The organism is Chryseobacterium lathyri (genome assembly GCF_019970085.1).
GTDB classification, from domain to species: Bacteria; Bacteroidota; Bacteroidia; order Flavobacteriales; family Weeksellaceae; genus Chryseobacterium; species Chryseobacterium lathyri.
Map to the genome: position 1 here is coordinate 105030 of NZ_JAHXYG010000005.1, position 21467 is coordinate 126496.

At 37.8% G+C, this 21467-nt stretch carries 22 protein-coding genes; 3 read left to right on the forward strand and 19 right to left on the reverse strand.

The features are described from left to right. Positions 1–78: 78 nt before the first annotated feature. The 6 genes from LC418_RS16340 to LC418_RS16365 all read right to left on the reverse strand — a co-directional run bounded on the left by LC418_RS16340 (position 79) and on the right by LC418_RS16365 (position 6897). Positions 79–921 (reverse strand): helix-turn-helix domain-containing protein, encoded by an 843-nt coding sequence (locus LC418_RS16340; protein WP_223559928.1) that lies wholly within the window; start codon positions 919–921, stop codon positions 79–81. Positions 922–1189: 268 nt separating this feature from the next. After that, positions 1190–2524 (reverse strand): amidohydrolase, encoded by a 1335-nt coding sequence (locus LC418_RS16345; protein WP_223559929.1) that lies wholly within the window; start codon positions 2522–2524, stop codon positions 1190–1192. Positions 2525–2898: 374 nt separating this feature from the next. Then, positions 2899–4185, reverse strand: a complete 1287-nt coding sequence (gene hemL, locus LC418_RS16350; RefSeq protein WP_111956835.1) for a glutamate-1-semialdehyde 2,1-aminomutase — start codon at positions 4183–4185, stop codon at positions 2899–2901. 73 nt (positions 4186–4258) lie between these two features. After that, positions 4259–5320: a glucosaminidase domain-containing protein gene (locus LC418_RS16355; protein WP_223559930.1), complete on the reverse strand. Its 1062-nt coding sequence runs from the start codon at positions 5318–5320 to the stop codon at positions 4259–4261. Positions 5321–5336: 16 nt separating this feature from the next. Then, positions 5337–6245 carry a 1-aminocyclopropane-1-carboxylate deaminase/D-cysteine desulfhydrase gene (locus LC418_RS16360; protein WP_223559931.1) on the reverse strand — a complete coding sequence of 303 codons (909 nt, stop codon included), beginning with the start codon at positions 6243–6245 and terminating at the stop codon, positions 5337–5339. Positions 6246–6570: 325 nt separating this feature from the next. Continuing rightward, on the reverse strand, positions 6571–6897 hold the full coding sequence (locus LC418_RS16365; RefSeq protein WP_223559932.1) for a hypothetical protein: 327 nt from the start codon (positions 6895–6897) through the stop codon (positions 6571–6573). Positions 6898–6937: 40 nt separating this feature from the next. On the opposite strand from LC418_RS16365, the gene LC418_RS16370 reads away from it, so the two are divergent. The 3 genes from LC418_RS16370 (at position 6938) to LC418_RS16380 (ending at position 9501) form a co-directional block, all read left to right on the forward strand. Continuing rightward, positions 6938–7120 carry a C1orf53 family protein gene (locus tag LC418_RS16370; protein WP_048502239.1) on the forward strand — a complete coding sequence of 61 codons (183 nt, stop codon included), beginning with the start codon at positions 6938–6940 and terminating at the stop codon, positions 7118–7120. 1 nt (position 7121) lies between these two features. Then, the gene (locus LC418_RS16375; protein WP_111956827.1) at positions 7122–7649 is read left to right on the forward strand and encodes a DUF4136 domain-containing protein; all 528 of its coding nucleotides are present in this window, start codon (positions 7122–7124) and stop codon (positions 7647–7649) included. Between the two features lie 325 nt (positions 7650–7974). Next, complete coding sequence (locus tag LC418_RS16380) at positions 7975–9501, forward strand: endonuclease (protein ID WP_223559933.1); 1527 nt, start codon at positions 7975–7977, stop codon at positions 9499–9501. Positions 9502–9575: 74 nt separating this feature from the next. Here the strand turns inward: LC418_RS16380 and LC418_RS16385 are convergent, their stop codons facing one another. From LC418_RS16385 to LC418_RS16445, 13 genes are all read right to left on the reverse strand, one after another. Then, positions 9576–10229 carry a hypothetical protein gene (locus LC418_RS16385; protein WP_111956823.1) on the reverse strand — a complete coding sequence of 218 codons (654 nt, stop codon included), beginning with the start codon at positions 10227–10229 and terminating at the stop codon, positions 9576–9578. Positions 10230–10257: 28 nt separating this feature from the next. After that, positions 10258–10650: a hypothetical protein gene (locus LC418_RS16390; protein WP_223559934.1), complete on the reverse strand. Its 393-nt coding sequence runs from the start codon at positions 10648–10650 to the stop codon at positions 10258–10260. Next, on the reverse strand, positions 10616–11176 hold the full coding sequence (locus tag LC418_RS16395; protein ID WP_223559935.1) for a LemA family protein: 561 nt from the start codon (positions 11174–11176) through the stop codon (positions 10616–10618). Before LC418_RS16395 ends, LC418_RS16390 begins: the two co-directional genes overlap by 35 nt. Next, on the reverse strand, positions 11176–11940 hold the full coding sequence (locus LC418_RS16400) for a hypothetical protein (RefSeq protein ID WP_223559936.1): 765 nt from the start codon (positions 11938–11940) through the stop codon (positions 11176–11178). Before LC418_RS16400 ends, LC418_RS16395 begins: the two co-directional genes overlap by 1 nt. A 24-nt stretch (positions 11941–11964) precedes the next feature. Beyond that, the gene (locus tag LC418_RS16405; RefSeq protein ID WP_223559937.1) at positions 11965–12735 is read right to left on the reverse strand and encodes a hypothetical protein; all 771 of its coding nucleotides are present in this window, start codon (positions 12733–12735) and stop codon (positions 11965–11967) included. A 2-nt stretch (positions 12736–12737) separates the two neighbouring features. After that, the gene (locus LC418_RS16410) at positions 12738–13325 is read right to left on the reverse strand and encodes a hypothetical protein (RefSeq protein ID WP_223559938.1); all 588 of its coding nucleotides are present in this window, start codon (positions 13323–13325) and stop codon (positions 12738–12740) included. 10 nt (positions 13326–13335) lie between these two features. Then, positions 13336–16131, reverse strand: a complete 2796-nt coding sequence (locus LC418_RS16415; RefSeq protein WP_223559939.1) for an OmpA family protein — start codon at positions 16129–16131, stop codon at positions 13336–13338. Positions 16132–16142: 11 nt separating this feature from the next. Next, positions 16143–16631, reverse strand: a complete 489-nt coding sequence (locus LC418_RS16420) for a DUF4280 domain-containing protein (RefSeq protein WP_111956815.1) — start codon at positions 16629–16631, stop codon at positions 16143–16145. A 2-nt stretch (positions 16632–16633) separates the two neighbouring features. Further along, positions 16634–17674: a hypothetical protein gene (locus LC418_RS16425; RefSeq protein ID WP_223559940.1), complete on the reverse strand. Its 1041-nt coding sequence runs from the start codon at positions 17672–17674 to the stop codon at positions 16634–16636. Between the two features lie 17 nt (positions 17675–17691). After that, positions 17692–18732 carry a hypothetical protein gene (locus LC418_RS16430; protein ID WP_223559941.1) on the reverse strand — a complete coding sequence of 347 codons (1041 nt, stop codon included), beginning with the start codon at positions 18730–18732 and terminating at the stop codon, positions 17692–17694. A gap of 55 nt (positions 18733–18787) precedes the next feature. Then, entirely contained in the window at positions 18788–20206 is a 1419-nt protein-coding gene (locus LC418_RS16435; protein ID WP_223559942.1) for a T6SS phospholipase effector Tle1-like catalytic domain-containing protein, read from the reverse strand. 51 nt (positions 20207–20257) lie between these two features. Continuing rightward, positions 20258–21232, reverse strand: coding sequence for a DUF2931 family protein (locus LC418_RS16440; RefSeq protein ID WP_262901814.1), 975 nt, complete (start codon positions 21230–21232; stop codon positions 20258–20260). 64 nt (positions 21233–21296) lie between these two features. Beyond that, complete coding sequence (locus tag LC418_RS16445; RefSeq protein WP_157963379.1) at positions 21297–21467, reverse strand: hypothetical protein; 171 nt, start codon at positions 21465–21467, stop codon at positions 21297–21299.

Genomic DNA, 21467 nt, shown 5'->3' on the forward strand with positions numbered 1-21467 from the left:
TCTTTTTTAACAGGACAAAGCTACGACCACCCCGTTGCAAAACCGGTGTATCAATTATGCTTTGTGTTGTACAGATTATTATTTGAACTGTGACGGAGTCATTCCCGTCTGTGCTTTGAAAAATTTGGAAAAACTGGCATGATCATAAAAGCCAAGATCGTACAAAATATCTTTTACAGACATTTCCGATACTTTTAAAAGGCGTTTTGCTTCCAGCAGGATCCTGTCCTGAATGAGGGATGAAGCAGAAGCATTCAGATTTTTTCTGCAGACAATATTTAAATAATTGGCCGAAATATTAAGCTTTTCCGCGTAAAAAGAAACCGATCTTTCCGTTCTGAAATGTTCATCAATAAGATGTAGAAACTTGGAAATAATAGGATTGGAATGATACATTTCAAAATCTTTAAAAGTCCCCTCCACCGATTTACTAACCAACAGCCCGATGAGCTCGCTCCGTTTCTGAATGACTTCCCAAAAAACATTCTTCTCATTTACTTCTTTCCGGATAGCCTGAAATTCATACAGGAAAGTCTGAAAGGCTTCTTTGGAAAGATTAATGACCGGATGATTCTGGTAATACGAAGCAGAAAACCTCAGCGAAGGCAGAAAACTTTCAAACCAGTCTCTGCTGATCATCAGTTGATAGCCCACTGTTTCCTTTTCAATCACCCATTGATGTACCTGATCCGGAAAAACAAGATGGATCTGGCAATTTTCTACTTCATATTCTGTGAAATCAATGGTATGAGTCCCTTTTCCATGCTCAAAAAGATTAATGATAAAAAAATCATGCTTGTGAGGTTCATCAATAGAACGTTCCCCGTGCAGTTCATTGAACAGCAGATGACAGCCCTGAAGCTGATTTTCGCTGAACTCCTGAATTCCCAGGATTGGAAAATGATCGTTATGATGCCCCACGTACTCTGATTTTCTCTTAAAATTAGTAAAATTTATGCGAGAAATCTGAATAGATGGAGATATTTTCATTTTTAAACAGATATGATTGCTTTTAACCATAAAAAGCGACTGTATGGATTTTCAATATTTTTAATTTCCTACAGAGCAGAATAATTTTTAAAACATTAAGATAAATGAAGTAAATAAGAAAAGTTAAGCTCTACTTAGTATTCTTAAAAACGGAATGAATCTTCATGGTTTTATTATTTTCGTAGAAGAAAAGATCATTTTAATAAACTGTATTTCCCTGATGAACTAAAGATTTCACCTCTGAAATTCTTGAAACCGCTTCTGCCGAGCAACTTGCATTTATCAGGCCAAAATCCGCCTGATCTCCGGCTTTTGGCCATTGCTGAATTCCTTTATCATCCAGCGGGAGGACATTCGCTGTTGCCAGTTTCAGGCTTCTTGATAATAAAAACTCCGTAGAATATCCGTACAGCTGCGCCATCAGATTGGCTTTCTGAAGTACACTCCCGGTCCCGAAAGTATTCCAGTGGTCCACAATACTGTCATTACCTGTCAGAACGGTTACATTATGTTTGTACAGAGTAGGAATCGGCATTACAAGACTCCCAAAAGGGATGGTGGAAACAATTCCGATTTGGGCCTCAGCCAGTTTTTCTGCTGTTTCTTCCTGTTTTACTTTGTCCAATTTTGCTAAAACAAAACAGTGGCTCAGATAGGTTTTTCCTTTCAGGGAAGGATTCTCATTGACTTTTTTAATAAGGTACTCTACCGTATTCAACCCGGACTCACCAGATTCATGAAGGTGGATATCAATTCCTTTTTTATGATCTAAAGCCAACTGAACGGTAAAATCAATTGTCTTTTCAATAGCTCCATCAATCGTAAACGGATCTACTCCACCGATAAAATCAATATCCATCCGGGCCGCTTCTTTAAGATAAGGCACCGAATCCGTGTAAAAGACACCATGCTGAGGAAAAGCAACCAGTTCGGCTCCAAAACCTTTCTTTTTATTTTCCAAAGCCTTTTGAAGGTTCTTTAATGAGTCCAGTTTTGAAGTAGGCTCAATATTGACATGACTTCTCGTAAAAGATGTTCCCTTTGACTGCAACAGTTCAATCATCCTTTCTGCTTTGAACGTTGAGTTTTTCAGCATTTTGGGAAGCATTTTCTGCTCGAGCGCGATCATTCCTTTTACACCGCCCGTTCTTTTTCTGGCCGCCTGCCATTTATTGCCGTAAAACGTTTTATCCAGATGAATATGCATATCCTTAAACGCAGGAAGCATCAGCATTTCTTTGGCATCAACAGCTTTTGCATTCGGCTGGTTCGGAGCTATATTTTTGATTTTTCCGTTTTCGATTTCAATATAAAACAGATCGGTTTTAGTAGAAACAACCTCTCCTTCTTCATACTCAAAACCGGTTTCCAGACGGACATTTTTAAGGCTTAATTTTCCTTTTGCCGAAATATTCTGTGTATCAAAAAACGGTGATGCTGCCATAATATTAGGTATTAAAGTAAGCCCGGCTGCGGCCAGCGTTGAATTTTTTATAAAATCTTTACGGGATATCGAATTGTCAGAGGTCTTCATTCCAAACTATTTATACAAAAGTAGAAAGAACGCGAATGATCAAGGTGTATGGTTTATTACAATATCTGTATGATTTATTGGATGGCTTAATTTCTTTTGTCTTGAAACAAAAGAAACAAAAATTCAAGACTGGAATTCTCGGCTAAAAATGAATTCTATTCTCTAAAAATTCTAAAACTCGTGCGGTTACTATCTATGTTTAGAATCAAGATTTGTCCCGCACTCAAACAGTAGAATTTTTTTAACGTTCATAGAAATCATTTTCTTAACACCTCCACTTCCTATGTCGTTTCTAAATACTTAATACTTTTCTGGTGGATATAAAAAAGACCGGATCTAAAAACCCAGTCTTTTTATAATTTATTTTTTAACTCTTAAGAAGAATATTCAAATTTTCTTACGGCTTCCAGTGTCATGTCAATTTCTTTATCCTTGATGGCATCACTGATAAAATATGTTTCATACCCACTTGGCGGAAGATATATTCCGTTCTTCAGCATCTGGTGAAAGAAATTATTGAACAGAGAATGGTTGGAAGCCTCTGCCTCATCAAAATTGGAAACCCTGTTCGTATGGAAAAACACAGACATCATGGATCCTTTTCTGTTAATTTTGTGAGGAATTCCTTTTTCATTTAAAATTTTCCCGATTCCGAAATCCAATGTTTCTGCAGTTTTATTGATTCTGCTAAAAAATTCCGGATCATTTTTGATAAGCTGTAAAGTTTTCAGTCCGGCTCTCATTGCCAGTGGATTTCCACTTAAGGTTCCGGCCTGATAAACACCTCCTTTCGGGGCCAGATGATCCATAATTTCGTTTCTTCCTGCAAAAGCTCCTACCGGAAGGCCTCCACCAATTACTTTTCCGTAAGTAACCAGGTCTGCTTTTACATTGTACAGCTCCTGCGCTCCTCCAAAAGCCAGCCTGAAACCGGTCATCACTTCATCAAAAATCAATAAAGCTCCGTTTTCATCACAGATCCTTCTCAAGTTCTGAAGGAAATTATTTTCAGGAAGCACACAGCCCATGTTTCCGGCAACCGGCTCAATGATAACGGCAGCAATTTGACCCTGGTTGTGACGGAACAGATCTTCTACCTGCTCAAAATCGTTATAACGGGCCAGAAGAGTATCTTTAGCCGTTCCTTCCGTTACTCCCGGAGAATTGGGGTTTCCGAAAGTAGCTGCACCGCTTCCTGCCTTGATCAGAAATGAATCTGAATGGCCATGGTAGCAACCTTCAAATTTAACGATCTTATCTCTTTTTGTAAAACCTCTTGCCAGTCTTACGGCACTCATACAGGCTTCTGTACCTGAAGATACCATTCTGATCTGGTCGATATTAGGAACGTTTTCTACGATGAATTTGGCAATTTCTGTTTCCAGCTCTGTAGGTGCTCCGAACGAAAAGCCTTTTTCGGCCTGTATTTTCAGTTCTTCAAGCACTTCAGGATGGGTGTGTCCCAAAATAGCAGGACCCCATGAATTGATGTAGTCGATGTATGTATTATCATCTGCATCGGTAAGGTAGGCCCCTTTTGCAGATTTCATAAATACAGGAACACCTCCTACTGATTTGAATGCACGTACCGGAGAATTTACACCTCCCGGAATGTATTGGTATGCTTCATCGAATAAAGCTGAACTTCTTTGGTATTTCATATTTTAGTTGAACGTTGATGGCTTATAATCGACAGTCAGATAGCAACTGGCAATGAGAAACCGGCAACAAAAATTAGTTTCTGGGTTTTTTATCAATTAAATAAATCAGCTGACCGGCAGACGGTTTCTGTCCTTCGTCCATTCTGTTTTTTGCATATAATTTATTTAATTTGATTCCGAATTTTTGAGCAATATCATGCATATCCTCACCAGATTCAGCTTTATAAATGGCTGTATTTCCCGCAGAATTTTTAGATTCAAGAAATACGATATCATTTTTCTTTAAAACATCACTATTAAGCTCATTCCACTTAATCAGTCTGCTTTCGCTTACCTTGAATTTGTCTGCAATGAATTTAACGTTAGTATCTTCGGGAATGACAATGTATTTTAAGCCCTCATTCGGATGGCTTTTGATAAGAATTGAATTTAAAATTTCAGCTTTTGTTTTGATTTTTTCAACTCTTTTCTGCTGCTGGGCATACGAGGTTTGTTTATAAGGAACTTCTACTGTAACAGGATCTTTAGCTTTCTTCACTGTCATTTTTGAAGGTTCCAGCTGGGCCATGAATGTTCTGTCGTCTTTCAGGTCCGGATACATTTTAAGAACGGCATACAGTACTTCTCTGGAGTTGGTATCGTCATACTCGTAAAGTCTGTATCTTTCAATTTTACCGATTAAAATTGAAGCGTAGCGGGGATTGGTTGCATAGCCTGCTTTTTTAAGTCCATGTGCCCACGCTTTGTAATCTTTTATATCCAGATTGAAAAGATTGGTGTAATATTTTCTTGTGGATAAAAATATGGAATGGTCTTCATAAGACTGTCTGGGATCGTCATAAACCCTGAAACATTCATTGGGAGCATCATCGGTGTGCCTCATGGTTTTTCCTGTCCAGTCTTCCTTACATTTTATTCCGAAGTGATTTTTACCTTCCTGAGCCAGTCTGCTCTGTCCGCCTCCAGTCTCTAACAGACCTTGAGCCAATGTAATAGAAGCCGGAATTTTATATTTTTCCATTTCTTCTACTGCATATTTAGCAAATTTTTGAATGTACTGGTCTTCAGTCGCCCAAGTTTGGGCTGAGAATGTTGATAAAACTAAAAGGCTTATGATTGAGAAAAGTCTTTTCATGTTTTTCAATTTTTACTTATATAATTAAATTTCTATTCTGTTTTTCCAAAAGCAGATTGGCTCCTTCAATACCCTGCAGTCCGCCGGTATGAAAGCACAAGATCCTGCTGTTCTCAGGAAAATATCCGTCATCAATCAGTTCGAAAACTTTCTGCATCATTTTTCCTGTATACACCGGCTCCAAAGGAATGCCGTACTTCTCTTTAAAATCATTGATAAAACGGATGTTTTCATCTTTTATTTTACCATAACCCCCAAAACATGAATCTATTAGATTAAAATTCTGTCTTGAGGTTAATTCTAAAATTTTATTCTCCAGTGAAGCATCCTCAACGACATTAAATCCTATAACTTTCTGATCTTCTTCACAAAACTTTGCCATTCCCGCAACTGTACCTCCGGTTCCAACCGCGGTGCAAAGATAGTCAAAATCTTTTGTTTGGTCATTGAGCATCATTTTAACGCCTTCTACAGCATCTTTATTGGTACCGCCTTCAGGAACAATTAAAGCGTCGGGGAATTCTTTATGCAGAAATTCGGTTAATTTTTCTTTATGCCTGTACTCTTCCCGGGTTACAAATTTCAGGTTCATCCCGTTTCTTTTTGCTAAAAGAAGTGTAGGATTATCCCTCCATTTATTTTGTAGTTCTTCCCCTCGTATTATTCCCAACGTAGGAATTCCGGACAGGTTTCCTGCAGCAGAAACGGCAGCAATATGATTGGAAAATGCTCCTCCAAAAGTGATGATATAGGGATTTTCAGAATTTTTTTCCAGGTAGCTGTTGATATTGTAAAAAAGCTTCCAGTATTTATTTCCTGAGATTTGAGGATGGATAAGGTCTTCCCTTTTTATAAAGAGCTTTACATTTTTATAAATAGGTATTTCCTGAATGGGAATAGGCTCTGCCGGAGGTTTTAATAGCATTTCTGTTGTTTAACTATTATCTGCAAAATTAGTAAAAGATTTGCTTTGTGTGATTTATAACAACATGAATCATTTTGTTTTTTACATTTAAAGAGCACAGAAAAATTTATGCCTATTTTTTTGACTACAGATGACACAGATTTTCACAGATGATGGATTGTTTATTTATAAGTTGTTTTTGTGATTATTTGTGGGAATATTTGTGAAATTTGTGTTTTAATTTTAGGTTTTGACTAAAGCCGGGTAAAGGCGGTTTATTTTTTGAAGGTAAGCTAAAGCCCATCCCTATTGAATTTTAAGGTAAACATTTTACATTTTACATTAACTACAAATACTTCCTGAAATTCCAGATTTTTCTTGTTTTCAGGTAATTCAGATTGCTTTCATTTGCATATGCTTCCTTTTCAAATGAGATTCTTTTATAAGCAAGAAAGCCATCTTTCAGTTTAAAAAACCAGTAATAATATTCGATGACATAAAAAACATAAAAGAAAATAATAAGCATTTCCAACTGCTGTCTCAAATGGATTTTTTCGTGATTGATAAGTACTTTATTTTCCTTATCTTCGGGTTTCCTAATGAAGATAAAGGGAAAGAGAGCAATGCCGTTAATTTTTAATTTTTTTAATGGCTTTTGGCATATAATTATCATACTAACAAATATAAAGTTTTTTGACTTAGAGATTTAACTTATGGCCCAATATGACATCAAAGAAGGTGAAGACTTCTACTATAATGAACAGGGGTACAAGGTTTTTACGGAAAAATTCCATCTGAAAAGAGGATATTGCTGTAAAAGCGGATGCAGACACTGTCCTTACGGGTACGATAAAAAGACTGATACATTCATTAAAAACGATAAAAAAAATAAATAAAATGAAAAAATATATTTTTATTTTGTTAGCATCGGCTGCATTAGGCCTTACATCGTGCAGCCCGTTCCAGGTACGTTCGGATTATGCTGAAACAGCTAATTTTACGACTTACAAGACTTATAAAATTAGGATTGACGATCTGAAACTGAATGACATTGATAAAGACAGAGTTTTAAACGAATTATCGAGACAGCTTCAAAGCAAAGGACTTCAGTCGGGAGAAAATCCTGATCTGATCGTTAACGTAAAGGCCAATCATAAAAAAATCACGGACATCAACAATAGTTCTCCTTACGGAATGTGGGGATGGGGCGGACCTTTCGGATGGGGTGTTGGCATGAGCAGAACATGGACAAGCAATTATAACGAAGGTGCACTGATTGTTGATCTCATCGATTCCAAAACCAATAAACTGGTTTGGCAAGGTATCGGAAGCGGAATCTCCGTGGATTCTCCAAGAGCTAAACAGAAACAGATTCCTGAGATCATGGCTGAGATTATGAAAAATTATCCTCCTCAGAGAAAGTAAGATATTTAAATCAATCTTATATATAATCCGGTGCAGTTTTTCTGTGCCGTTTTTTTTCATCCAAAATAACTGAAAGCTTCAACATCATTAAATTTCTTTTTACCTGTTCTTTTGTCTTGAAACAAAAGAACGAAAAGTTCAAGACTGGAATCTTCCTAGGTCGGTTAGATTCCCCCTTTAGATAAATCGTCTGCCATTGAAATGAGTCTACAATCATTTGAAGTAATTCTAATCTTCATAAACTGCATGCGGTACATCTTAAAATTAACACTAATGTAATTTTTTATTCGCAAAAATATAGTATTCTTACAGAAATTTTATCTGTATGAAAAAAATTATCTTATTTACTGCAATAGCGGGGCTTGCCAATGCCCAGGCTCCTGCAGGATACTACAATTCAGCGAACGGACTGAGTGGTGCAGCGTTAAAAACGGAATTAAGTTCTATCATCACAAACGGACACCAGGACAAAGGCTACAGCGGACTCTGGACAGGTTATAAAACGACTGATATTGATAAGAACTATGAAAATGATGGCTCTATCATGGATATTTATTCGGAAAGACCTTCCGGGACTGATCCTTACAAATATACCCCCGGTACGAACCAATGCGGAACATATTCTACGGAGGGTAACTGCTATAACAGGGAACATATTGTTCCACAGAGTTTATTCAGTGAGGCTGCTCCTATGGTTTCGGACATTCATTTTATCCGGGCTACCGACGGAAAGGTAAACGGAATGAGAAGCAATTATCCTTTCGGAAAGGTAGGTTCAGCTACATTTACCTCTCAAAACGGCTCAAAACTGGGCAGTTCTTCATCTTCAGGATATGCAGGAACTGTTTTTGAACCGATTGACGAGTTTAAAGGGGATGTGGCAAGGATGATCTTTTACTTTGTAACCCGTTATCAGAGCAAACTTTCTTCTTTTTCTTCAGGAAATATGTTGGGCAGCTCAACATTCCCGGGACTTCAGACCTGGGAGCTGAATGTTCTTCTGGCATGGCATGCTCAGGATCCTGTTTCACAAGCTGAAATTAATAGAAATAACGCCTCTTATACTTTTCAGGGGAATAGAAACCCGTTTATCGACAATCCTAGTTATGTAGGTCAGATCTGGGGCTCCAGTCCTGGAACCACGGATCCCGGAACTCCTACTCCTGGAACAGAATGCATCAATGAAACATTCGGAACAATTCCTACCGCCAGCAGTGCTTCTTATCTAACAAGAACCTGGACGGGCAGCGGTATTTCATGGACGGCTACAGATGCAAGAACTGACCAGACCATCAACGGCCAGGCTATTACGGTAAGAAACGGTTCTTTAACTTCGGGAAGCTCGGCCAACGGTATCGGATCACTGACGGTAACAACTCAGCTTAAGTTTTCGGGAACAAGCGGAACTTTTGATGTAAAAGTAAACGGTACAACAGTAGGAACAGTGCCTTACAGTGCCACTGCTACCACTACAACCATCAATAATATCAATATCACCGGGAATGTTACGGTAAGCCTTGCTAACAGCTCATCAAGCAACAGAGTGGCTATTGATGATCTTAAATGGACGTGTTATTCAGGAACTGCAAGAATGGCTCAAAAAGTCTCAGCAAATGAAATCACAGTTCAGGAACTTCAGATATCTCCTAACCCGATTTCAGGACAGGAAATTTTTGTACAAGGTGACACCCGGAATATTAAAAAGGCAGAGATCGTTAATCTTCAGGGAAAAACGCTTGAGACCATTAACAGTCCTTTTAAAAACGGAAACTCTATTAAGATCAAAAATCTTGAGCAGGGTGTTTATATTTTAAAGCTTGACCAGTCTGCTTTGAAATTCATTGTAAAATAATCTGTTGATTAAAATAATATAGCCGGCTCAATGTTTTGAGCCGGCTTTTTTTTATTTAAAAAATAGTGTTTCTACTATTTCATATACTGATACCAAGGAGATCCCTGCGGAGTAGGATATTTTAATCCGAAAACCACATCATTTCTGTAGGCATCTTTGGTTACGGTTACATATTTATTTCTGATTCTTCCATCGTCCTCAATAGAAATACTCAGTATGGAATAGTTTTTCCCGTCGTCCCAGAAAAAAGAAGTAGGATAGGTAAATGAGTTTTTCTCACCCTGGTTCCATGATACCTTATCCGGTGCCACTTTCTTCAGCTTTTCAAAAATCTGCTTTACCATTTTAGCATCTACAGTTGCTTTATCTGTCACTGTAGCGGTAGGTTTTCCATGTTTTCCTGCAATTTTTTCAACAAACTCCAAAGAGTTTTTTTCAGCGGCATTGGTGTCGATTGCACTTACTTTACCTTTGAATACGGTAATTCTTGTTCCCATGGTATTGTCCAGAAGAATTCCGCCATACGTCAATCCTTTATTTTCATCTGCATAGTATTGTATAACATCCGGTTTGCTGCCTTTATCTTTCAGAAATATATCTTTATTTTCAAGATCATATTTTTTTGCATCTTCCCCTAAAGAGACAGATGAAAGATCAAATGATTTATTTCCGCAGCAGATATTGATCAATACAATGAAAATTAATGCCAAGAATTTTCCTTTTTTCATCAGATTAAATGTTTTTTTCCTGAAATTACTAATGATCTTTTTCTTTAATTATTTTGGACCAATCGGTAAACATCTTGGTTATGGTATTGGCATTAATCAGGCTGAAAAAGAACATTCCTGCGAGTACCGTAAGCCAGCAATAGGCTAGTTTTACTCCATTTTTATCGGTAATAAAAAAAAGGATAAGCATGGCAAGAGATCCCAATACAAATGTAAACATAAGCGTATACAACAATACATGGATGATGTACATATTGAATTTAAGCTTTCTGAAGACCCATCCTATCAATGCAATTGGAACAAACAGAAGCAGTGGCAGAAACATAGCCCCGAAAATGGTTACCTCCGGGTAATCAGCTATTTTATCTTCTAGTCCGAAAAAGGTATTAAAACTGAACACCATCATAATGTTTCTCAGCATTTGTTACCTCCAGTAAAGCTTTGTCTTTATATCCTAGCATTTTCGCCAATATAACATTGGGAAATTCATGAATCCCTATATTATAAAGATTCACACTGTCATTAAAAAATTCTCTTCTGTCTGCTATTTTGTTCTCCAGTTCGGAAACCCTTTTCTGCAGTTCAAGGAAATTAGTATTGGATTTCAGTTCTGGATAATTTTCTGAAACAGCAAAGAATGAAGAAAGTGCTTTTGAAGTCTCATTAGCAAGCTTGGTTCTTTTATCTGCATCAGTACTGTTATTATAAAATGTTCTGAGTTCTGTAAGGCGGGCAAGAATTTTTTCTTCATATTCCATGAAATGTTTGGCAACAGTAACCAGATTGGGAATTTCATCTGCGCGCTGCTTCAGGACTACATCAATATTACCATAGGCTTTATCTACATTAAATCTGAGCATAACCAGCTTATTATAAAGATTGATCAAAAAGCTGATGAGAGCTACTCCCAGCAAAATAAGTAATATGATAGCGACCGTCTGATTCATTATTGTGTAAGTATATAAATAATTATTAAAAGGATGATGGAACAGGTAAATATAAACGACCTCAGCAATGGCTGATATTTGTTCCAAACATTGATTCCTGATGCTGACGTAATTCCGAGGACTTTATAATGTTCATCTTTTCTAATGAAAGGTACTCCGTTTTTAGAATCGACATAGCCTACCAACAGTATTTTCTGCCCATTTTTTAAAAGGGTTTCTGTATATCTTTTGCTGTTGGTGCTGCTCACATTGGTTTCTCCTAATAAAACCAACTCTATTCCTTCCGGCTCTACTTCTATCATTCCGGTATCATCAGTAATCCGGAAAGCATTGCATTGTGTTTCTCTGTGAGTGGTTGTGTATGAGAGCCTGCCATCGGAATCTTTGCTGATATTTTCTATGGTATAGTAATATCCGATACATACTTCATGATCAACCGGAGAGGTCAGCGGCTCTTTCATGATCAGAGTTCCTTCAATCTCTGCCAGACCTTTTGCCACGGAATGGATCTTAGAGGTTGGCAGTGATGACTGCAACCGTAAAAAACGTTTGGTAGCCGTGGGTTTCATGAAGGTAAAAAAAATGAGTACAAAAATCAGTAAAGGAATAAGAATGACAGCCTTTGCTGCGTAGGCATCATAATTATTGGCAATTTCAAAAGCATATTCATGCAGCGGCATCTTTTCTTTGAAGATGAGCCACAAAATAAAATAAAGAAAACAGAATCCTATAACTCCTAAAAGTATATATCCTGTTTTTGACATTTTACTGTTATTCTGCATTTAGCTTTAGATAATTTCAAACTCGTCTTTTCCTTCTGGGATATAGAATGTAATGGGCAAAACCAGCTCATCCTCTTCTTCAGGATTTTCAAGGCGCAGTGCAGACATCATATCTGTACATTTCAGAGCCGCCAGTTTTCCGTAAGCTGAGTATTCAACATAGATGTCATCCGGAAGGTTTTGTGCCCTGTATCCGTTCTTTATATCCGAAACTACACCGCCTATTCTGCTTTCTGCCTGATTTTTGTTCAAATACATGGCTAAGGCATTGTTTCCTTCTCTTTTTTGGTACTGCGTAACAAATGAATCATAGTTGCCACCATTGATCAGGTTTATAACCTCCTTATATTTCCTGATCAGTTTTTCTTTAATATCGATCTTAGTGTCTTTCAGGTTTATTCCGTTCTGCCATGCATCCAGCTTATAGGGAACATCTGCGTTGAATGTACTTGTATGACCTATAAAAGGTATATTTTTGTCGGGTTTTTTGGTAAAATATTCATCAAACTGTTTCACAAAGGCATATTCCCCGGAAGACATATCGTAAACATTTACCCTGTATCTGATATAGGAATCGTCATGCATTTCTGTATGCCCGCTCATGGGCAGTCCTTTCACTTCTATCGTCTGTTTACCGCTTTCGAGAATCAGGTGGTTCACCGGAAAGTCTGATCTGGTTTGTCCTTCGATACTTAATGAAATTAATTCCACATCATTAATTTTGATCTGAAATGAACACATTACAGCGCTAAAATCTATTTCGTAATAAGGCTTCATTTTTATTTTTTTGGATAGGCAAGATTAAAACTGTCTAAAATAGAAAAAACGCTGGCATCCGAAGCATTTTCCACCCGTGTTCCTTTCTTTACCACAATCAGCTTGGTATTGGTATATTTGGCATTGTCCTGAGTCAGTTCCTGGGTCTGGGTTAAAAACATCCATTTATTTTTTGCGGCGGCATCCCAAAAATAAGCAGTTCCGGTTTTATCAGTTGACCTTTTTTCCGGGTTTCCATAGGTTTTGGTGAGATAATCAATTACCTTTTTTCCTTCATCTTCTTTGGCAAGATTAAGAATAAATCCTAGGTAATTATTATTCTGATAAGAGTTGACGAGTACAGAAAGATTGTTGTTTGAATACTCGTATCCTTTTGGAACTGAATAGGCCGAAAATGATGCTGTACCCAGCTTATAATTCTGAACATCTGCCTGCTTATATGCTAATAACCCATAATTGGCTTCTGTTTCCTTCTCTCCTTTCACAATATTTCCGGGTACTTTTTCGTCAAACTTCAAAGTTTCCAGATCGGTTTGTCCGTTGCAGGACACAATAGCCAAAAAACTAAATAATAAGATAAGATTTTTCATTGTATGAGTATTAATCATTTTTAATTAGCGGAATATTCGCACTTATTCCAAAATAAGATTCCAGTTCTTTTATTACATCAAAAGGAGGGATTACATTTTTGAAATCTCCTTTTGCAATTTCATATTTTCCGTTTCTGCTTTCCTGAACTTTATGCTTATTCTTTGCAATTTTAATCGCAAGACCAACGCTTATGGAGACTACGTACTGAGCATCAAGCCCATCAAATCCAAGAGCAGGACGATAATAAAGTCCCTTCTCATCATAATTGATCCCATGTCCAAATGTAATGGAAGCACTTCCTGAAGCCGAAGCCTCAAAGTAGGCCTCTGCTTTTATGACAGCGAGTGAAACCTCTCCCTGAATTTTGACCCCTACTTTCAGTTCTATTTTAAGTTTAGTCTTACTGGAGACTTTGAATTCGGAATCTTTCAGTTTTCCGGCTGTATTAAACTTAAATTCAGATTCCACCTCTATTGTACTGGAAATAATAAGATCCATAAAAATATCAACTGATGCTTTAAAACCTGCATTATCATTTCCTACATCAATTCCTGATTTCAGTTTCCCCTGAATTTCCTGATACAACCTCGTCACTCCCGGTGCCGCCGTACCTCCGCTCACGGCTCCCGAAATACCAAACACCAGTGCTCCCAGCAGATCCACGGTCATTTCCAGACCTATCAGCGGATTTGCTTTCAATGCTATAGCCACATCTGTGCCGATAATCATATTATTGTCCTTAGGATGCTTTAAAAGCCAGTTCCCTGACAGCTCCATATTGGGTGGCTTTACAACAAAACTTACCGGAATTCCTTTTGGCGAAATGGAGCGTACTTTTCCTTTTGCCTGGTTGGTAATTCCGTCGGACATTGCTCCTATGGAAGCAAATGTATCGTATATTTTTTTAAACTTGGTTTCGTATTCGTATTTTAACTCTTTTTCCTGCTTATCATTGTTCCATTTTGCTTTCAAGCTAAATCCCAATGATGCTTCTTTCTGCTTCCATCTTTTCTCAGCACCCATTTTACCGGCTTTTTTCTGCAGCTCTTTATGTTCATGCGGATCCATGTTCATCCATTTTACACTGAGATCGTTGGTAAGGTTCAATGTAAAGCTCAGCGTCCAATTGATATCCGGATAGACTTTTATCAATACTGTCGTCCGTTTTTCACTACTGTAATATCTGCAGCTATGAACGTGTAGATGGAACTGATTGGGAGTTGTAGCACCCGGTAATATATACTGTATCGGGAGCGCATTAAACTCTGAGAGATCAGAATATACGGAATAATTAAATGACGGCGTAGTAAATGTCTTTTTGCTGTCTCCCGCATCTACAGCCTGACCTACATCTACCACATAAATTTCTTTTTTATGTTTATGCTTGCTGTCCCTGAAACAGATTTTGGTATCAAAACCTGCCACATCTATGGTAAGATTTTTTTTGGTCGTAACACTGGGAGCTACAATTTCGTACATGATAGTCTGGGCATCGTGGGCATTAAACACAAAAGAAATATCTACTCTTCTGTTATTTTCGTAATCTTTTTCATCTCTGTATTTAATGTTATCCCTTCCCATTTTATCATCAGTGGGATCTACTTCTCCTTTTCCTGTAGAGATAATTCTCCGTGGATCCAATCCTCCGTCTGCAAAGAATTTCTTAACAAGATCGGATCTTTTTTGGGACAATCCTTTGTTGTAATTCTGTTTTCCTATTACACAGGCATAACCACTAAGGTTGATCGTGGAATCTTTATGTTCGAGAAGGAACTTAAGGACATTATTAAGTATTGCTTCTCCATCTTTATCGATGACAGCAGAATCAAATTTATAATAAATAGTTCTTTTAATATGCTCTTGAATCTGAGCTGTTTTAAGCAGCTTAGTGCCTTTTCCGTTATCAAAGACTAAAGCTGTTGTATTTTCAGCTTTCCCGTCCTTCATTTCGGTTTCGGTGATTTTAATGACTTCAAATTTACAGGGCTCGTACCGGATAGCGCTTACATCCGGCTTGTATACTTTTGTAGGGGTCTGATTTTTACTGACATTGGCGTTGGTGGTAACGACTTTATTTTTCACATTCAGGTAGATGGCATGAAGATCATCACCCAGATTATCTTTGATGTACTTTTTGGAAGCGGAATCTTTTACTTTGACATAAAACTCTTCTACGTTCTGGATGTTATCTACATGTGCCATCCATGAGTAGGTATTTTCTATTTTTAAATTGACCTCACCATCTATAACCTGTACATTATTGTATACATGAACCAGCTTGTCATCTTTTGCAGACTGTTGGTTCCAAAGTTCAATAGTCAGCGTATTTCCATTAAGACCTTCTGTGGTCAGGTTAAGATATACGATATGACCGTAGGAAATATGATTGACTTTATTCTGGTTTTTAATGCTGGTCTTGCTTCCTCTCTGGGTAGTCCATTTACTGGTAACAATTTTGGGTTCGCACCAGCCTTTCACATAAAGTCCCACATTATTTTTGGTGTCTCTCTTTCCTGAAAAACTTGCCTCAATATAGAATTGATAACTTCCGCAGTACTGCTTATCTATACTGAATTTATACCCTGTGGAAGATGGAACCTGATAGATAATAATTTTGCGGTCGTTGGTCTGTCTCATCCAAATCACAGGTTTCTTTTTATCTTCGGCTGTTGTATCCGGCAGCCATTCTTCTACCTGGAAAGTGACATCCTGATTCGGGACAATAGTAACTCTCTGACCCGGAACAGACATTTTTGGATAATACCTGCCTTTTGTAACCTTTATTTTTTTTACTCCTTTTGCCATTTCTTTGTCGTTTAGATTACACCATCCTGCCCGCCATACTCAGGCTGTTCTTTATACATTTCTTCGGAATTCACCAACGGATTGATCTGCTGCTGTACATCCGGATCAGCATTTTTAAAGTTCTGCGGGCTGCCTTCTGTTCGCTGTCCGTGGTCTATGATCTCAATACACGGTGTCCCGGCAATGGCACAGATGGCTTTGCTGGTTTCTACGATAATATAGCCGCCGTTATTAAGCTGCACTTTTTCATAAAAATCTTTCCACTCTGTTACCATGATTTTGCATGGCGGCGGCGGAACTCCCATTTTGATACAGTTCCCGAAGGTATTTTTTTCAAATGTAGCCGCTCCTATTTCTTTCGTGGTTACGATAAGCTTTTTGGAGGCATTTTTATCATTCGCGTATTCTTTCTGATGTGATAGCACTTTGAGTTTGTCCGGAAGCTGTCCGAACTGGCATTTGCAGATAGCACCCTGTACTACAATATGTTTTTCTGCCATGGCTAAAATTCTTTATTTGAAATTACTACTCTGGTTAAATATTCATTCCCGAATTCCAGACGGACAAAGGAGGAATTCATCTTGAAAGTAACAACGGTTAGAGCTTTTTCTGAATTTTCATTCGTATCTCCTACGGTCTGATAAAGCTTTGCGTTATACCTTGAAAATTTCTGCTTACATTCTGATGGTGAGCTGTCATTGAATACCAGTCCATGAGGTAATCCTGAAACCATATCCTCCCCGTAATATTGAATGGCATAATATTCCAGGCCAGTGCTCATATTTGCGTAGATCATATTGAAATCATCAAAATCCCAGTTGGAATATTTTCCACCTTTGCAGTCTTTGCATTCCAATTCACTTGGACTTACGTGTAACAGTTTTGTGAAGGTATCGGACGTGGCCGGTAGCGCTATAAACTGTTTCTTCCCGAACAGAGTCTGTAGTTTTTTTGACACTTTTTTCTGCTTCGGATTTTCTTCAATCATATCCGTTGTAGTTACTGCGGTAGTATAGGTTGTGGCAGCTACGCTGTCAGTTAATGATGCATCATAATCATTTGAAGGTTCTGTGTGTTTGTAGGTTAAAAGAAATTCTTTAATCTCTTTCTCCACTTTCCCAGTAGATTTGGTCAGTTTTGTATCTACCTCTTTCTTCGACCAGCTGTCCGGAATTACTTTTTCAAGAAAAACGGTGACTTTCGTGCTTTTTGCGGAGATCTTTTTCAAATTGACATTCCATACCGCCTGCTGGATAAACTGTTTAGGCTTCGAACCGCTTTTTAATGCCAGATCCAGATAAGGATTTTTGGTATCTGCATCATATTTCAGATTATAAAGATCGACAGTGGTTGAAAAATCTCTGTCGGATGCTGCGGCAGCTTTAGCTTCATCTTTGGTGAAGTCATTCTGGAAATAAAAAATAGAGTTTTGTAAGGTCTCGATATCTTGCGGGACATTAAATTCCACTTTTTGCCCGAAATACAGGCTAAAACTCAATATAAAAACAAATATGGAAAATTTATGATTTGGTTTAATTTTCATTTTGGTAGTTTTTTTAATTATTCAGTCAGCATCGCAATGACTACTGCTATTTTCTTTTTCTTCTCAAGTTGGATATCACATTCTAAATACATGGATTTTACAAGTAAATTTTGCCCGTTCAGATAATACACTATCCTGAAATTCCCTTCATGATTCATCTCCGGATTATCTTCAATGATCATGGAAAAAGGAGCTTTATTTACGAAATCATATATGCTTCTTTCATCGTTTAATCTGCCTTCGCCTTCTACATTAACCAAGCCTGATTCTCCTTTCAGCGGATCAATCTCCAGTTTTATTTCATACTTCGGCTCTACCGGATTATCTACCACAGGGAAACTTTCCATTAGCTTTGTCTCATAATTCTGTCCGAAGCTCTGATAAACCCCGAAAAACAATGTTCTGATGAAATAATCATTTTTAAGATAAAGACTGATCACATCAGGCTCATCTATTATTTTTTCTATCTTTTCACAGTAGGTGTCTACCGTTTCGCCTTCAAACTCTTTATAAACTTCCTCTTTTACAGCTGCCCACCTTTCTTTAAAGACTGAAAAACTTTCCACTGCATTAAATTTCCCCTGCTCATCGACACTGATCTGTAAGGGATACAAAACTTTGGATGTTTTATATGCCAGGAGATCAGCTATTTCATTTACTTCCTCTTCGTTCAGATACAGATTGGAAGTTCTGTCTATTTCAAAAAAATGAAGCTTATTTTCCTTTTTCAGCCAGCGTACTGATGTTTCGTATTTCAGTTCATTTTTATGATCATTATTTTCAATAGTCACCGTAACTCCATATCTGCTGAATGAGTTCTCCGGCTGAAAGATCAGGCTGTTTGCCTGGCCGAACTTTACCAGTCTGTTTTTATCCGTTACAGCCGTCCTGGGAAGAAAAATTTCTTTCTGCCCCGTGAGCTCAATCAGAATCATATCTTTTACGTTGCAGTGGTTATTATGAAATAACTTTAAAGCACCTGCGTCTAAATTGTACAACAGACTTATGCTTTTTAAGCTTTCTCCTTTCTGAACGGTATGTATATTAAATTTCTGCATAAAAATAATCCGGCTTCGTATTCTCTTTCTTATTTTGCTTGTTTATGATAAGCCATTAATGGAGCACTCTTACTCTGTCCGGTGTCGGATCCATTCCTATCCCTTCTCTTCTTGCTGACCTGTGAAGGTACGTGTTTCTTAATGTTCTCAAGTCATCCTGTTCTTTCATCTCTTTCTGATAGTCAGCATATTTATGTTCCGGTATAGGTATTCCTCCGTATGCTCTTTCAAGATCTTTATACCGCTTAAAAATGTACTGTTTCCCATCTCCCATTGCATAAGGTCTTAAGCGGTTTTTTATTCTTACCAGCAGGGCATCTGATGAAATGGAATACTTTTCGTCAGTAATTTTCTTTAAAGTCAGGGGAACTGTTTTCTGAACACCATATTCTGCCATAAAATGTAACGGAATATAGCTGTATGTTTTTTTTATAAGCTTACGTTCTCCCCTTAACGACAGATAAAAGCCCGGAGTAATGGTAAGTTCTTCTTCTTTATACCAGGATTCTGCTATAAGCTCGCTTCTAAAGGCCTTTAATTTTGTGCTGGTTGTCCAGGATGTTTCAAGTTCTTCCCAGATTTCCGGGCCGTTTTCGTAAGCTCCTCCTACATCACAATGAACGCCGGGAAATATTTTTTCTATTCCTACATGCACATTCGTAAGGTCGAAATTTTCCCTGTGTTCATTTTCTGCCACAAAATGAATTACGCTCTGTGCTCTACCGATATCATTCAGGCTCAGTTCTTCTACGTCATTATGAAAGTTCGGCGTGGCAGAAAAGTTTTTTGAATAGGAGGAAACGGTATCATAAATACCCAGAAACCTCACTTTCAGCACATCCACTGTAATTCCGGCCTCCTGCAGCTTAAGTCCCAGATGGCCCCATTTCGGAAGCTCTTCACTTTGTATTCCTCCGGTACCGTCGCTGTCGTAACGGGCAGTTACCGTGACACCTTGATGTGAAACAGTAGTGGTGGTCGCTTTATATTTGGATTTACCTATTTCATGGACGAAATTACGGGCGGCAGCAGCACCTCTGCTGAAACCGAAAACATCAAAAGTAAGGACTGCAATTTTATCTGCTTTTTTTGCATTCTTTATATTTTTTACTTTTTTTACGATCTCTTCGCAGCCTTTTCTCACCTTCCCACGGATCCCGGTAGCACCTGTTCCGAAGGCATAGCCAAGCATAGAATCTTCTTCTTTATCTTCTGTACCGATACCTTCAATGTAAATGCCAAAATTTTTATCATAATTGTCCCATAAACGCGCCACATTGCTCCAGTCGTTATTATAACTGTTGTTATCGGTGGGTGAGCCTCCATTTTTCTTGTAGTCGGCAGTTTTGTTTCTTCTTTCTATGGTATTGGTTTTATTATTCAAAGTTCCGTCAAAAAACATCCCAAGAGTAATGTCTAACACTTCCTCTTTGGATATTTCCGGTGTATAATCTCCAAATTTATTATTGTGCATCGTTCTTATTTTATTTTTGTTGACAGACTGATTATAATTTTATGAAGGATATTATTCTATTGCACGCGAAAGCCTGATTTTTGCTTTTGTAACCGGAAGTTCTTCTTTCTCGCTCTTTAATGATAGATTAGCTCCTGTATTATCTGCATTGACTTTAATGATTAAGTCTATATTTTTTTCATTTCCGAGTTTCCTGAATAATTCAAAAATTTCTTTTTCATCAAAAGAGTCTACCCATACGCCGTATCTTTTTTTATTCTTATCCCTCCAGTAAAAACCGCAGAATTTTGGGGCAGCCCGTTTTTTATAAGTATCAGCTGTCAGGCTTTCCCCGAAGAGGTTTTCCTGTTCCCCATTGTAATTAGTGAATCCGAAATCAATCCACTCACCGCCTTCCGGCAAAATAACTGAGGGTTTCCAGTTATATTTTTCTCTGTATACTTCATAGAGATCCGGAGCTGGATACCCTTCTTTTTCTATTTTAGCTCTGATCTCAGGCTTAAATGTTTCGTAAGACGGATCTTTCAGCATTCTGTCTGCAAAACCTTCTTTTAGCATATACTGTGCGTTTTCGTATGCTTTTTCTTTGGTAATAATGGTATCATGAGCCTGAAAAGCGCCTACTTCTTTCTGGTTTCCCGGACCGTTGATCCATAAAACCACCTTCCCTTTTGGAGCAAGACCGACAATGAAATTACTGTATGTGGTCTTTTTACCATTATCCTGATCTATAAAACCTTTATCGAAAAGATCTTTTATTTTTTCTTTATCCAGGTCCCATTTTCCGGTATAGAATTTATTTTCCACCAGAGAATACCAGGTAAATTCCAGCTTGTGGGGAATATCCATCTGGCTGGTTTCTACACTCATTGTTCCGCCTTCATTTCCCCATCCTGTATTCTGTGTACCCCAGATGGCATCGAAGCCGTAGGTAAAATCATCTGCGATGAGGGCTCCTTTGTAAATTTCCATCGGATATTCCTGCGGTGCCGAAAGGGTTCCCAGCCAGCTGTATTTTTGTTCCATTTTTTTATTTTGACAATTGATTAACGAGAAACTACTTACAATAAAAAGAATCAGAATTCTTAATTTACTTGTTTCCATGAGACATTATTTTCTTATTGCTTGCCAAAACAAGATTGTTTTTCTGTGCTTCCACATTAATTTTCTGGGCAATTTTTTCAACCTTTTTGCCAACATTCAGATGATAAGAGTCTGTGACTTTTATCTGTATATTCTTAGCTGTTTTAATGATCGCCAT

What these genes read in the sequence shown, in the direction of transcription:
- LC418_RS16395 (WP_223559935.1), bottom strand. Translation starts at nt 11,176, where the DNA reads ATGAATCAGACGGTCGCTATCATATTACTTATTTTGCTGGGAGTAGCT.
- LC418_RS16380 (WP_223559933.1), top strand. Translation starts at nt 7,975, where the DNA reads ATGAAAAAAATTATCTTATTTACTGCAATAGCGGGGCTTGCCAATGCC.
- LC418_RS16405 (WP_223559937.1), bottom strand. Translation starts at nt 12,735, where the DNA reads ATGAAGCCTTATTACGAAATAGATTTTAGCGCTGTAATGTGTTCATTT.
- LC418_RS16410 (WP_223559938.1), bottom strand. Translation starts at nt 13,325, where the DNA reads ATGAAAAATCTTATCTTATTATTTAGTTTTTTGGCTATTGTGTCCTGC.
- LC418_RS16430 (WP_223559941.1), bottom strand. Translation starts at nt 18,732, where the DNA reads ATGCAGAAATTTAATATACATACCGTTCAGAAAGGAGAAAGCTTAAAA.
- LC418_RS16445 (WP_157963379.1), bottom strand. Translation starts at nt 21,467, where the DNA reads ATGGCGATCATTAAAACAGCTAAGAATATACAGATAAAAGTCACAGAC.
- LC418_RS16400 (WP_223559936.1), bottom strand. Translation starts at nt 11,940, where the DNA reads ATGTCAAAAACAGGATATATACTTTTAGGAGTTATAGGATTCTGTTTT.
- LC418_RS16440 (WP_262901814.1), bottom strand. Translation starts at nt 21,232, where the DNA reads ATGGAACAAAAATACAGCTGGCTGGGAACCCTTTCGGCACCGCAGGAA.
- LC418_RS16355 (WP_223559930.1), bottom strand. Translation starts at nt 5,320, where the DNA reads ATGAAAAGACTTTTCTCAATCATAAGCCTTTTAGTTTTATCAACATTC.
- LC418_RS16360 (WP_223559931.1), bottom strand. Translation starts at nt 6,245, where the DNA reads ATGCTATTAAAACCTCCGGCAGAGCCTATTCCCATTCAGGAAATACCT.
- LC418_RS16435 (WP_223559942.1), bottom strand. Translation starts at nt 20,206, where the DNA reads ATGCACAATAATAAATTTGGAGATTATACACCGGAAATATCCAAAGAG.
- LC418_RS16365 (WP_223559932.1), bottom strand. Translation starts at nt 6,897, where the DNA reads ATGATAATTATATGCCAAAAGCCATTAAAAAAATTAAAAATTAACGGC.
- LC418_RS16425 (WP_223559940.1), bottom strand. Translation starts at nt 17,674, where the DNA reads ATGAAAATTAAACCAAATCATAAATTTTCCATATTTGTTTTTATATTG.
- hemL (WP_111956835.1), bottom strand. Translation starts at nt 4,185, where the DNA reads ATGAAATACCAAAGAAGTTCAGCTTTATTCGATGAAGCATACCAATAC.
- LC418_RS16345 (WP_223559929.1), bottom strand. Translation starts at nt 2,524, where the DNA reads ATGAAGACCTCTGACAATTCGATATCCCGTAAAGATTTTATAAAAAAT.
- LC418_RS16370 (WP_048502239.1), top strand. Translation starts at nt 6,938, where the DNA reads ATGGCCCAATATGACATCAAAGAAGGTGAAGACTTCTACTATAATGAA.
- LC418_RS16385 (WP_111956823.1), bottom strand. Translation starts at nt 10,229, where the DNA reads ATGAAAAAAGGAAAATTCTTGGCATTAATTTTCATTGTATTGATCAAT.
- LC418_RS16415 (WP_223559939.1), bottom strand. Translation starts at nt 16,131, where the DNA reads ATGGCAAAAGGAGTAAAAAAAATAAAGGTTACAAAAGGCAGGTATTAT.
- LC418_RS16420 (WP_111956815.1), bottom strand. Translation starts at nt 16,631, where the DNA reads ATGGCAGAAAAACATATTGTAGTACAGGGTGCTATCTGCAAATGCCAG.
- LC418_RS16375 (WP_111956827.1), top strand. Translation starts at nt 7,122, where the DNA reads ATGAAAAAATATATTTTTATTTTGTTAGCATCGGCTGCATTAGGCCTT.
- LC418_RS16390 (WP_223559934.1), bottom strand. Translation starts at nt 10,650, where the DNA reads ATGCTGAGAAACATTATGATGGTGTTCAGTTTTAATACCTTTTTCGGA.